9 protein-coding genes are annotated in these 13,074 nt (G+C 42.8%); all 9 read left to right on the top strand.

The annotated features are described in order from the left end of the window. Positions 1-10: 10 nt before the first annotated feature. The 9 genes from HT679_RS07815 to HT679_RS07775 all read left to right on the top strand — a co-directional run bounded on the left by HT679_RS07815 (position 11) and on the right by HT679_RS07775 (position 13,066). Positions 11-217 carry a bacteriocin immunity protein gene (locus HT679_RS07815; RefSeq protein ID WP_000673799.1) on the top strand — a complete coding sequence of 69 codons (207 nt, stop codon included), beginning with the start codon at positions 11-13 and terminating at the stop codon, positions 215-217. Positions 218-972: 755 nt separating this feature from the next. Next, the gene (gene comA / locus HT679_RS07810; RefSeq protein WP_173213955.1) at positions 973-3,126 is read left to right on the top strand and encodes a peptide cleavage/export ABC transporter ComA; all 2,154 of its coding nucleotides are present in this window, start codon (positions 973-975) and stop codon (positions 3,124-3,126) included. Between the two features lie 12 nt (positions 3,127-3,138). Then, on the top strand, positions 3,139-4,488 hold the full coding sequence (comB, locus tag HT679_RS07805; protein ID WP_173213954.1) for a competence pheromone export protein ComB: 1,350 nt from the start codon (positions 3,139-3,141) through the stop codon (positions 4,486-4,488). Between the two features lie 169 nt (positions 4,489-4,657). Further along, positions 4,658-5,365 (top strand): phosphoribosylaminoimidazolesuccinocarboxamide synthase, encoded by a 708-nt coding sequence (purC, locus tag HT679_RS07800; RefSeq protein ID WP_173213953.1) that lies wholly within the window; start codon positions 4,658-4,660, stop codon positions 5,363-5,365. A 67-nt stretch (positions 5,366-5,432) separates the two neighbouring features. Continuing rightward, on the top strand, positions 5,433-9,158 hold the full coding sequence (locus HT679_RS07795) for a phosphoribosylformylglycinamidine synthase (protein WP_173213952.1): 3,726 nt from the start codon (positions 5,433-5,435) through the stop codon (positions 9,156-9,158). A gap of 93 nt (positions 9,159-9,251) precedes the next feature. After that, positions 9,252-10,694, top strand: a complete 1,443-nt coding sequence (gene purF, locus HT679_RS07790) for an amidophosphoribosyltransferase (RefSeq protein ID WP_049522364.1) — start codon at positions 9,252-9,254, stop codon at positions 10,692-10,694. 213 nt (positions 10,695-10,907) lie between these two features. Beyond that, positions 10,908-11,930 carry a phosphoribosylformylglycinamidine cyclo-ligase gene (purM, locus tag HT679_RS07785; protein WP_173213950.1) on the top strand — a complete coding sequence of 341 codons (1,023 nt, stop codon included), beginning with the start codon at positions 10,908-10,910 and terminating at the stop codon, positions 11,928-11,930. Further along, on the top strand, positions 11,927-12,472 hold the full coding sequence (gene purN / locus HT679_RS07780; protein ID WP_173213948.1) for a phosphoribosylglycinamide formyltransferase: 546 nt from the start codon (positions 11,927-11,929) through the stop codon (positions 12,470-12,472). The genes purM and purN overlap by 4 nt, the downstream gene beginning before the upstream one ends. A gap of 84 nt (positions 12,473-12,556) precedes the next feature. Further along, complete coding sequence (locus HT679_RS07775) at positions 12,557-13,066, top strand: VanZ family protein (RefSeq protein WP_050391181.1); 510 nt, start codon at positions 12,557-12,559, stop codon at positions 13,064-13,066. Positions 13,067-13,074: the final 8 nt, after the last annotated feature.

Genomic DNA, 13,074 nt, shown 5'->3' with positions numbered 1-13,074 from the left:
GGAGTTTAATATGAAATTTGTTAAATCAATACTGAAAGTTTGGCCTGAAATCATGGTATTACTTAGTTCGATGTCTTATATCATCATCAGATTAGTAGCTGATATGAATAAAGTATCTTTACCTACTTGGTTTGATAGTTTCAATATACCAACGATTGCATTATTTATGATGGTCTTCATTCTTTTATACAGAAGTAAAGAAAAAAAGAATGGATAAATTTGAGGTAGTAGACGTTCTATAGGGAATAGGTGTCTTATAGTAACGAATCAAAAAAAGGAGTAACTATGAATCGTAATTTAGAACTGTGTTATCTATTCTGACTATAAATAGATCATACCAGAGGTGGCTTAGAAATAGCAGAGACATTAAAAATTGAAGTAACTTTAAATAGGATGTCGTAAAGGTTACTATCAATGATTTATTTGTCCCAAGCTTGCCTAGGGTGTCAGAAAAAAATCATTTTCCTTTCAATAGCATATTTTTAGTAGGTAGGACGTTTGTTCTGCCTATTTTTTGCCAAAAAAAGTGTAGTTGAGGTGTTTATTTGGAGTTTTATACTCTTCGAAAATCAAATTCAAACCACGTCAGCGTCGCCTTACCGTACTCAAGTACAGCTTGCGGCTAGCTTCCTAGTTTGCTTTTTGATTTTCCTTGAGTATTACATGTATTTTTGATGAATATTTTCATCTTTAAGATACTAGCAACTCTGGGATTTCAGCTGACAATGAGTGAAAAGAGTTATATTGTACCACCGCTGTTTTCGATTATCGTGTTGTATATGATTGACAAAAGAATTAGGAAGAAAAAGAAATAAATATATATTTTAGGCATGACGTTTGTTCTGCCTATTTTTTTATCTAAAAAGTGCAGTTGGGAGGTAGATAGGCACATTTGGGAAGGAAGTCCAGTTTTTGTTTGGGGATTGGGGTAAGATAGTTATTATCAGATGAGTTTAGAAAAAGGAGATGAATATGAAATTTGGGAAACGTCACTATCGTCCGCAGGTGGATCAGATGGACTGCGGTGTAGCTTCATTAGCCATGGTTTTTGGCTACTATGGTAGTTATTATTCTTTGGCTCACTTGCGAGAATTGGCTAAGACGACCATGGATGGGACGACGGCTTTGGGTTTGGTCAAGGTGGCAGAGGAGCTTGGTTTTGAGACGCGGGCCATCAAGGCGAATATGACGCTTTTTGACTTGCCAGATCTGACTTTTCCTTTTGTTGCCCATGTGCTTAAGGAAGGAAAATTGCTCCACTACTATGTGGTGACTGGGCAGGATAAGGATAGCATTCATATTGCCGATCCAGATCCTGGGGTGAAATTGACCAAACTGCCACGTGAGCGTTTTGCGGAAGAATGGACAGGAGTTACTTTGTTTATGGCACCTAGTCCAGACTACAAGCCTCATAAGGATCAGAAGAATGGCCTGCTCTCTTTTATCCCTATATTAGTGAAACAGCGTGGTTTGATTGCCAATATCGTTTTGGCAACACTCTTGGTAACCTTGATTAATATTGTGGGTTCTTATTATCTGCAGTCTATCATTGATACCTATGTGCCAGATCAGATGCGTTCGACACTGGGGATTATTTCTATTGGGTTGGTTATCGTTTATATTCTCCAGCAGGTCTTGTCTTACGCTCAGGAGTATCTCTTACTTGTTTTGGGGCAACGCTTGTCGATTGATGTGATTTTGTCCTATATCAAGCATGTTTTTCACCTACCTATGTCCTTCTTTGCGACACGCAGGACAGGGGAAATTGTGTCTCGTTTCACGGATGCTAACAGTATCATTGATGCGCTGGCTTCGACCATTCTTTCGATTTTCCTAGATGTGTCAACGGTTGTCATTATTTCCCTTGTTTTATTTTCACAAAATACCAATCTCTTTTTCATGACTTTATTGGCACTTCCGATCTACACAGTGATTATCTTTGCCTTTATGAAGCCGTTTGAAAAGATGAATCGGGACACCATGGAAGCTAATGCGGTTCTGTCTTCTTCTATCATTGAGGACATCAACGGTATTGAGACTATCAAGTCCTTGACCAGTGAAAGTCAGCGTTACCAAAAAATTGACAAGGAATTTGTGGATTATCTGAAAAAATCCTTTACCTATAGTCGGGCAGAGAGTCAGCAAAAGGCTCTGAAAAAAGTTGCCCATCTCTTGCTCAATGTCGGTATTCTCTGGATGGGGGCTGTTTTGGTCATGGATGGCAAGATGAGTTTGGGGCAGTTGATTACCTATAATACCTTGCTTGTTTACTTTACCAATCCTTTGGAGAATATCATCAACCTGCAAACCAAGCTTCAAACAGCGCAGGTTGCCAATAACCGTTTAAATGAAGTGTATCTGGTAGCTTCGGAGTTTGAGGAGAAGAAAACAGTTGAGGATCTGAGCTTGATGAAGGGAGAGATGACCTTCAAGCAGGTTTCCTACAAGTATGGCTATGGTCGAGACGTCTTGTCAGATATCAATTTGACTATTCCGCAGGGTTCTAAGGTGGCTTTTGTGGGGATTTCGGGGTCAGGTAAGACGACCTTGGCCAAGATGATGGTTAATTTTTACGACCCAAGTCAAGGGGAGATTAGTCTGGGTGGTGTCAATCTCAATCAGATTGATAAAAAGGCTCTGCGCCAGTATATTAACTATCTGCCTCAACAGCCCTATGTCTTTAACGGAACGATTTTGGAGAATCTTCTCCTTGGAGCCAAGGAAGGGACGACTCAAGAGGATATCTTACGGGCGGTCGAATTGGCAGAGATTCGGGAGGACATTGAGCGCATGCCACTGAATTACCAGACAGAATTGACTTCGGATGGGGCAGGGATTTCAGGTGGTCAACGTCAGAGAATTGCTCTGGCGCGTGCTCTCTTGACAGATGCGCCGATCTTGATTTTGGATGAGGCGACCAGCAGTTTGGATATTTTGACAGAGAAGCGAATTGTCGATAATCTCATGGCTTTAGACAAGACCTTGATTTTCATCGCCCACCGCTTGACCATTGCTGAGCGGACAGAGAAGGTTGTTGTCTTGGATCAGGGCAAGATTGTCGAAGAAGGAAAGCATGTTGATTTGCTTGCACAGGGTGGCTTTTATGCCCATTTGGTAAATAGCTAGAAAGAGGAGAGGATGAAACCAGAATTTTTAGAAAGTGCGGAGTTTTATAATCGTCGTTACCATAATTTTTCCAGTCGGGTGATTGTCCCCATGTCCCTTCTGCTCGTGTTTTTACTTGGCTTTGCAACATTTGCAGAGAAGGAGATGAGTTTATCAACTAGAGCTACTGTCGAGCCTAGTCGTATCCTTTCAAATATCCAGTCAACTAGCAACAATCGTATTCTTGTCAATCATTTGGAAGAAAATAAGCTGGTTAAGAAGGGGGAGCTTCTGGTTCAATATCAGGAAGAGGCAGAGGGTGTCCAAGCGAAGTCTTATGACAGTCAGTTGGACATGCTTAAGGATCAAAAAAAGCAATTGGAGTATTTGCAAAAAAGTCTGCAAGAAGGGGAGAACCACTTTCCAGAGGAGGATAAGTTTGGCTACCAAGCCACCTTTCGCGACTACCTCAGCCAAGCGGCTAGTCTTAGGGCTAGTACATCGCAACAAAATGAGACCATCGCGTCCCAGAATGCAGCAGCTAGCCAAACCCAAGCTGAAATCGGGAACCTCATCAGTCAAACAGAGGCTAAAATTCGCGATTACCAGACAGCTAAGTCAGCTATTGAAACAGGTGCTTCCTTGGCTAGTCAGAATCTAGCCTACTCTCTCTACCAGTCCTACAAGTCTCAGGGCGAGGAAAATCCGCAAGCTAAGGCCCAGGCTGTTACGCAGGTTGAAGCGCAGCTTTCTCAGTTAGAATCTAGTCTTGCTACTTACCGTGTTCAGTATGCAGGTTCAGGTACCCAGCAAGCCTATGCGTCAGGCTTAAGCAGTCAATTAGAGTCCCTTAAATCTCAACACTTAGCAAAGGTTGGTCAGGAATTGACCCTTCTAGACCAGAAAATCTTGGAGGCAGAGTCAGGTAGGAAGGTTCAGGGAAATCTTCTAGACAAGGGGAAAATTACGGCTAGTGAGGATGGGGTGCTTCACCTTAATCCTGAGTCTAGTGATTCTACCATGGTAGCAGAAGGTACCCTACTAGCCCAACTCTATCCATCTTTGGAAAGAGAAGGAAAAGCCAAACTAACAGCTTATCTTAGTTCAAAGGATGTAGCAAGGATTAAGGTCGGTGATTCTGTTCGCTATACTACGACTCATGATGCCAAAAATCAACTTTTCCTAGATTCTACTATTACAAGTATTGATGCGACAGCTACCAAGACTGAAAAAGGGAATTTCTTTAAAATTGAGGCGGAGACTAATCTAACTTCTGAGCAGGCTGCAAAACTTCGGTACGGGGTGGAAGGTCGTCTGCAGATGATTACGGGCAGGAAAAGTTATCTACGTTATTATTTAGATCAATTTTTGAGCAAAGAGTAATGTTCGTGTTTTTAGAGTTAAATGATTTTAAAACTGTGAGAAATCTTTTTCTTGCAGTTTTTTCTTTATGATTTTTGAGGTTACCACGTTATTTATTCGGTTAAATTCTTGTAATTTTAGGTTTTTTATGGTAGAATGTGCTCAAGTAATACGAAAGGCGAACTTTAAAATGTCAAAACAATTGATCTATTCGGGAAAAGCTAAAGATATCTATACAACTGAGGATGAAAATCTTATTATTTCAACTTACAAGGACCAGGCGACTGCTTTCAATGGTGTTAAGAAGGAGCAGATTGCGGGCAAGGGAGTGTTGAATAATCAGATTTCATCTTTTATTTTTGAGAAATTAAATGCGGCTGGTGTGGCGACTCACTTTGTGGAGAAGCTTTCAGACACGGAACAACTCAATAAAAAGGTTAAGATTATTCCTTTGGAAGTCGTGCTCCGCAACTATACTGCTGGCTCCTTTTCAAAACGTTTTGGTGTGGATGAGGGAATTGCCTTGGAGACTCCGATTGTCGAATTTTACTACAAAAATGATGATTTGGATGATCCATTTATCAATGACGAGCATGTGAAATTCCTACAGATTGCGGATGACAAGCAAATCGTCTACTTGAAGGAAGAAACGCGTCGTATTAATGAACTTTTGAAGGTCTGGTTTGCTGAGATTGGGCTTAAGTTGATTGATTTTAAGCTAGAGTTCGGTTTTGACAAGGATGGCAAGATTATCTTGGCAGATGAATTTTCACCAGATAACTGCCGTTTGTGGGATGCAGATGGCAACCACATGGATAAGGATGTTTTCCGTAGGGGATTAGGAGAGCTAACAGACGTTTATGAGATTGTTTGGGAAAAGTTGAAGGAATTGAAATAATCTATTTGCAAGACTCTCAAGGTCATTTGGAAACATTGCAAGAGCTGAAATAAAGGAATAAGAATTGATGGATAAACGTATTTTTGTTGAAAAAAAGGCTGATTTTCAGGTCAAGTCAGAGAGTTTGGTTAGAGAACTCCAGCATAACTTGGGACTTTCAAGCTTGAAAAGTATTCGCATCGTGCAAGTGTATGATGTCTTTGACTTGGTTGAGGACTTGTTTGCACCTGCAGAGAAGCACATATTCTCTGAGCAGGTGACAGACCATGTTTTGGATGAAGTAGCTGTGCAGGCGGATCTTGCCAACTATGCTTTCTTTGCCATTGAAAGCCTACCAGGGCAGTTTGACCAGCGTGCAGCATCTTCGCAGGAAGCCTTGCTTTTACTAGGAAGTTCGACTGATGTAACGGTTAATACAGCCCAACTTTACTTGGTGAATAAAGATATTGATGCGGCTGAGTTGGAAGCGGTCAAGAACTATCTGCTCAACCCAGTTGATTCTCGTTTCAAGGACATCACGGTAGGGATTGCCAAGCAGGAATTTTCAGAGTCAGACAAGACCATTCCAAAATTGACTTTCTTTGAAAGCTATACGGCAGAAGACTTTGCTCGCTACAAGGCCGAGCAAGGGATGGCCATGGAAGTGGATGATTTACTCTTTATCCAAGACTATTTCAAGTCAATCGGGCGCGTGCCGACGGAAACAGAACTCAAGGTTTTGGACACTTACTGGTCTGACCACTGCCGTCACACGACTTTTGAGACAGAGTTGAAACACATCGACTTTTCAGCTTCTAAATTTCAAAAGCAATTGCAGTCAACCTATGACAAGTATATTGCCATGCGTGATGAGTTGGGGCGTTCTGAAAAACCGCAAACCTTGATGGATATGGCGACTATTTTCGGTCGTTATGAGCGTGCTAATGGACGTTTGGATGATATGGAAGTGTCAGACGAAATCAATGCTTGCTCAGTAGAAATCGAAGTGGATGTTGATGGTGTGAAAGAGCCATGGCTCCTAATGTTCAAGAATGAAACTCACAACCACCCAACGGAAATTGAGCCATTTGGTGGGGCTGCTACCTGTATTGGTGGAGCCATTCGTGACCCATTGTCAGGACGTTCATATGTTTACCAAGCCATGCGGATCTCAGGTGCTGGTGATATTACAGCACCGATTTCAGAAACTCGCGCTGGGAAACTGCCACAACAAGTCATTTCTAAAACAGCGGCTCATGGTTATTCTTCATACGGTAACCAGATTGGGCTTGCAACAACCTACGTTCGTGAATATTTCCACCCAGGTTTCGTTGCTAAGCGTATGGAACTTGGTGCCGTTGTTGGTGCGGCTCCCAAGGGCAATGTTGTCCGTGAAAAACCGGAAGCGGGCGATGTCATTATCCTCCTCGGTGGTAAGACTGGGCGTGACGGTGTCGGTGGTGCGACGGGTTCTTCTAAAGTTCAAACGGTTGAGTCTGTAGAGACTGCTGGTGCTGAGATTCAAAAAGGGAATGCTATCGAAGAACGCAAGATTCAACGCCTTTTTCGTAATGGCAATGTCACTCGTGTTATCAAGAAATCTAATGACTTTGGTGCTGGTGGTGTCTGTGTGGCTATCGGTGAATTAGCAGACGGTCTTGAAATTGATCTTAACAAGGTGCCTCTTAAATACCAGGGCTTGAATGGTACCGAAATTGCCATCTCTGAATCACAAGAACGGATGGCGGTTGTGGTGCGTCTTGAAGACGTAGATGCCTTTGTTGAAGAATGTAACAAAGAGAATATTGACGCTGTTGTGGTTGCGACAGTCACTGAAAAACCAAATCTGGTTATGCACTGGAATGGTGAGACAATTGTGGACTTGGAGCGTCGTTTCCTTGATACCAATGGTGTACGTGTCGTTGTCGATGCAAAGGTTGTGGACAAGGATGTCAAACTCCCAGAAGAGCGTACAACAAGCGCTGACACACTGGAAGCAGATACCCTTGCGGTTCTATCTGACCTCAACCATGCGAGTCAAAAAGGCTTGCAGACCATCTTTGACTGTTCGGTCGGTCGTTCAACGGTTAATCACCCACTTGGTGGTCGCTATCAACTCACACCAACTGAGGCATCTGTACAGAAATTGCCAGTCCAACACGGTGTGACTCATACTGCGTCTGTCATGGCTCAAGGGTTTAATCCTTATATTGCAGAATGGTCTCCATACCACGGTGCTGCTTATGCGGTTATTGAAGCAACTGCTCGTTTGGTGGCTGTTGGTGCCAACTGGTCTAAGGCTCGTTTCTCTTACCAAGAGTATTTCGAGCGTATGGATAAACAAGCTGAGCGTTTTGGTCAGCCAGTAGCAGCTCTCCTAGGCTCTATCGAGGCACAAATTCAGCTTGGCTTGCCATCTATCGGTGGTAAGGACTCTATGTCTGGTACCTTTGAAGAATTAACCGTACCACCAACCTTGGTTGCCTTTGGGGTGACGACAGCGGATAGCCGTAAGGTTCTCTCTCCTGAGTTCAAGACTGCCAGTGAAAACATCTACTACATTCCAGGTCAATCCCTCTCTGCAGAGATTGATTTCGACTTGATTCAGTCTAACTTTGCTCAATTTGAAGCCATCCAAGCTGAACACAAAGTAACATCTGCATCAGCTGTCAAATACGGTGGTGTAGTTGAAAGTTTGGCTCTTGCTACCTTTGGGAACCATATCGGTGCGGAGGTAATCTTGCCTGAACTTGAAAGTTCTTTGACAGCTCAATTGGGCGGATTTGTCTTCACATCGCCTGAAGAAATTGCTGGATTAGAGAAGATTGGACAAACGAAAGCAGCCTTTACACTGACTGTCAACGGTGTGAAGCTAGATGGACACAAACTTGACAGTGCCTTCCAAGGCAAATTGGAAGAAGTTTACCCAACAGAATTTGCTCAAGCCAAAGAACTGGCTGAAGTACCAGCTGTGGTATCAGATGTTGTGATTAAAGCAAAAGAAAAGGTTGAAAAACCGGTGGTCTATATCCCAGTATTCCCGGGAACCAACTCAGAATATGACTCAGCCAAGGCATTTGAAAAAGAAGGCGCAGAGGTTAACTTGGTGCCATTCGTGACACTCAATGAAGAAGCCATTGTCAAGTCAGTTGAAACCATGGTTGACAACATCGGTAAGGCTAACATTCTCTTCTTTGCAGGTGGTTTCTCAGCTGCGGACGAGCCAGATGGTTCAGCTAAGTTTATCGTCAACATCTTGCTTAATGAAAAAGTGCGTGCAGCTATTGATAGCTTTATCGCCCGTGGTGGCTTGATTATCGGTATCTGTAATGGATTCCAGGCTTTGGTCAAATCAGGTCTTCTTCCATACGGGAATTTCGAGGATGCTAATAGTACTAGTCCAACCCTCTTCTACAATGATGCCAATCAACACGTGGCCAAGATGGTGGAAACTCGGATTGCCAATACCAACTCACCATGGTTGACTGGGGTGCAAGTGGGTGACATCCACGCCATTCCTGTTTCACACGGTGAAGGGAAATTTGTCGTGACGGCTGAGGAATTTGCGGAGCTCCGTGACAATGGTCAAATCTTTAGCCAATACGTTGACTTTGATGGAAAACCAAGTATGGACTCTAAGTACAATCCGAATGGTTCTGTCCATGCCATCGAAGGAATTACCAGCAAGAACGGCCAAATCATCGGTAAGATGGGACACTCAGAACGTTATGAAGACGGTCTTTTCCAAAACATACCAGGAAATAAAGACCAGCACCTCTTCGCGTCAGCGGTTAAATACTTTACTGGAAAATAAGACTTGCAGATTTTCTAATAGATAGTATCAGTAATGTAAAAGTCAGGTAAATCTAGCTCTTGATGATACACAAATGAAAATTAGGTATATAAAATGACATACGAAGTAAAATCTCTTAATGAAGAATGTGGTGTTTTCGGTATTTGGGGACATCCAGATGCTGCTAAATTGACCTATTTTGGTCTCCATAGTCTTCAGCACCGTGGTCAGGAGGGGGCAGGAATCCTCTCCAACGATCAGGGACAATTGAAGCGCCATCGTGACATGGGACTTTTATCAGAAGTCTTCAGAAATCCTGCTAATTTGGATAAATTGACGGGAACTGGTGCGATTGGGCATGTGCGTTACGCGACTGCTGGCGAAGCTTCTGTAGATAATATCCAGCCTTTCCTCTTCCGTTTTCACGATATGCAGTTTGGTTTGGCTCATAATGGAAACTTGACCAATGCTGCCTCTCTCAAGAAAGAATTGGAAGATAGAGGAGCGATTTTCAGTGCGACTTCGGACTCTGAAATCTTGGCTCACCTCATTCGTCGCAGTCATAATCCTAGCCTGATGGGCAAAATCAAGGAAGCGCTCAGCCTTGTCAAAGGTGGTTTTGCCTATATCTTGCTGTTTGAGGACAAGTTGATTGCGGCTCTTGACCCCAATGGTTTCCGTCCACTTTCTATCGGGAAAATGGCCAACGGAGCGGTGGTGGTTTCCTCTGAAACCTGTGCTTTTGAGGTTATTGGTGCTGAATGGATTCGTGATTTGAAGCCAGGTGAGATTGTGATCATTGATGACAAGGGCATCCAGTATGATAGCTATACAGATGATACTCAGTTAGCAATCTGTTCTATGGAGTATATCTATTTTGCTCGCCCTGATTCTAACATTCATGGTGTCAATGTTCATACGGCACGTAAACGTATGGGTGCTCAATTGGCGCGTGAATTCAAGCATGAAGCAGATATTGTGGTCGGTGTGCCCAATTCTTCCCTTAGCGCGGCTATGGGATTTGCGGAAGAATCTGGTCTGCCAAATGAAATGGGACTTATCAAGAACCAATACACCCAACGTACCTTTATCCAACCGACTCAAGAATTGCGGGAGCAAGGGGTGCGGATGAAACTATCTGCTGTTTCTGGTGTTGTAAAAGGCAAGCGTGTGGTTATGATTGATGACTCTATTGTACGTGGAACAACCTCTCGTCGGATCGTTCAGCTCTTGAAAGAAGCGGGTGCAACTGAGGTTCACGTTGCTATTGGTAGTCCAGCGCTAGCTTATCCATGTTTCTACGGGATTGATATCCAGACCCGTCAGGAGCTAATTGCGGCCAATCATACGGTCGAAGAAACTCGCCAAATCATTGGTGCGGACAGTCTGACTTATCTTTCTGTTGAGGGGTTGATTGATTCAATTGGTATTGAAACAGATGCGCCAAATGGTGGTCTATGTGTCGCTTACTTTGATGGTGACTACCCAACGCCTCTCTACGACTATGAAGAAGACTATCGTAGAAGTTTGGAAGAAAAGACGAGTTTTTACAAATAGACAATAGATCCTCCATTAAAGAAAAGGAATATAAAAATGGCAAATAAAAATGCTTATGCTCCACGTCTCACTACTGACTAAAAGCTAAAGCATTTGTCAGTAGACGCTTTCTCCTATGGGAACAAAGCTAGAGACCTGACTAGTATTTTTAGATAAAATAATTGTTTATCTAAAAATACGTCGCAATCTTTCTCAAAGAAAAGGAACATAAAAATGACAAATAAAAATGCTTATGCCCAGTCTGGCGTGGATGTTGAAGCGGGTTATGAGGTTGTTGAACGGATCAAGAAGCACGTGGCTCGTACGGAGCGTGCAGGTGTTATGGGAGCTCTTGGTGGTTTTGGTGGTATGTTTGACCTTTCAAAGACTGGGGTTAAAGAACCCGTCTTGATTTCAGGAACTGACGGTGTCGGAACCAAACTCATGCTGGCTATCAAGTACGACAAGCACGATACTATCGGTCAGGACTGTGTGGCCATGTGTGTCAACGATATCATTGCTGCAGGTGCGGAGCCCCTCTATTTCCTTGACTACGTCGCAACTGGCAAGAATGAACCAGCTAAGCTAGAACAAGTGGTTGCTGGTGTGGCAGAAGGTTGTGTGCAGGCAGGTGCTGCCCTCATCGGTGGGGAAACGGCTGAAATGCCTGGCATGTACGGCGAAGATGACTATGACTTGGCTGGTTTTGCGGTCGGTGTTGCAGAAAAATCTCAAATCATTGACGGTTCAAAGGTGGCAGAGGGAGATGTTCTTCTCGGACTTGCTTCAAGTGGGATTCATTCCAATGGTTACTCTCTCGTCCGTCGTGTCTTTGCGGATTACACAGGTGAGGAAGTTCTTCCAGAATTGGAAGGCAAGCAACTCAAGGACGTTCTTCTTGAGCCAACTCGTATCTATGTCAAGGCTGTTTTGCCACTCATCAAGGAAGAGTTGGTCAACGGCATTGCCCACATCACAGGTGGTGGCTTTATCGAGAATGTCCCTCGTATGTTTGCAGATGACCTAGCAGCTGAGATTGAGGAAGACAAGGTTCCAGTGCTTCCTATTTTCAAAGCTCTTGAAAAATATGGTAAAATCAAACATGAAGAAATGTTTGAAATCTTCAATATGGGTGTGGGGCTTATGCTGGCAGTTAGCCCTGAAAATGTAAGTCGTATCAAGGAATTGTTGGATGAACCAGTCTATGAAATCGGTCGTATCGTCAAGAAAGAAAACGAAAGTGTCATCATCAAATGAAAAAAATAGCGGTTTTTGCCTCTGGTAATGGCTCAAATTTTCAGGTGATAGCGGAACAATTTCCAGTAGAGTTTGTCTTTTCAGACCATCGTGACGCCTATGTGCTTGAGCGTGCAGACAAGCTCGGCGTTCTGTCCTATGCCTTTGAACTTAAGGAGTTTGAGAGCAAGGCAGACTACGAAGCAGCCATTGTCGAACTCTTGGAAGAGCACCAGATTGACTTGGTTTGTCTAGCAGGATACATGAAAATCGTTGGGCCCACCTTGCTGGCAGCTTATGAAGGTCGAATCATCAATATTCATCCAGCCTACCTGCCAGAATTTCCAGGAGCTCATGGGATTGAGGATGCTTGGAATGCTGACGTGGATCAGTCTGGCGTGACCATTCACTGGGTGGATTCTGGAGTGGATACAGGAAAGGTCATCAAACAAGTACGTGTGCCGCGACTAGCTGATGATACCATAGAAAGCTTTGAAGCTAGGATTCATGAGGCAGAGTACAAGTTGTATCCGGAAGTAGTGAAGACTCTATTTACAGATTGACTTTTTGTTGATTCATATGATATCTTTGATTTTAAATTGGAGTCAGTATCTTGTTGAAGACGGCTTCAAACGGAGGTATTTGTAATGTTAGAATCTAAAAAAACAACTCGATATGTATTTTATGTCTATCTGATGTTATTAACTTGGGGAATCTTATTTAAGTTTGAAACTAATCCTGAATTTATAGCATTTTTCTTAGCTCCAAGGTACATCAATTGGATTCCATTTTCAGAACCACTAATAGTAGATGGAAAAATTGTTTTTGCTGAAATGTTATTTAATTTGATTTCCTTTATTCCATTAGGTGTTTGTTTCCCTCTGATAAAAACTAATTTATCTAGTTTAAGAATAGTCGGGACAGGTTTCTTGATTAGTTTATTGTTTGAGTGCTTACAGTATATTTTAGCAATAGGTATAACAGATATAACGGATTTGGCTTTAAATACGCTAGGTGTTTGTGTAGGCTTGCTGATTTACCAAATGTTTATAAGAGTGTTCAAATCACAGACTAGAAAATGGGTCAATATCTTAGGTATGCTTAGCCTTGGTTTTGCTTATCTTGTTTTACTGTTACTGCATTTAATTGGTGTTTAACTAATGAT

Source organism: Streptococcus sp. 4886 (assembly GCF_013276485.1).
Lineage (GTDB): Bacteria > Bacillota > Bacilli > Lactobacillales > Streptococcaceae > Streptococcus.
This window is presented reverse-complemented; position numbering and strand designations above follow the sequence as displayed.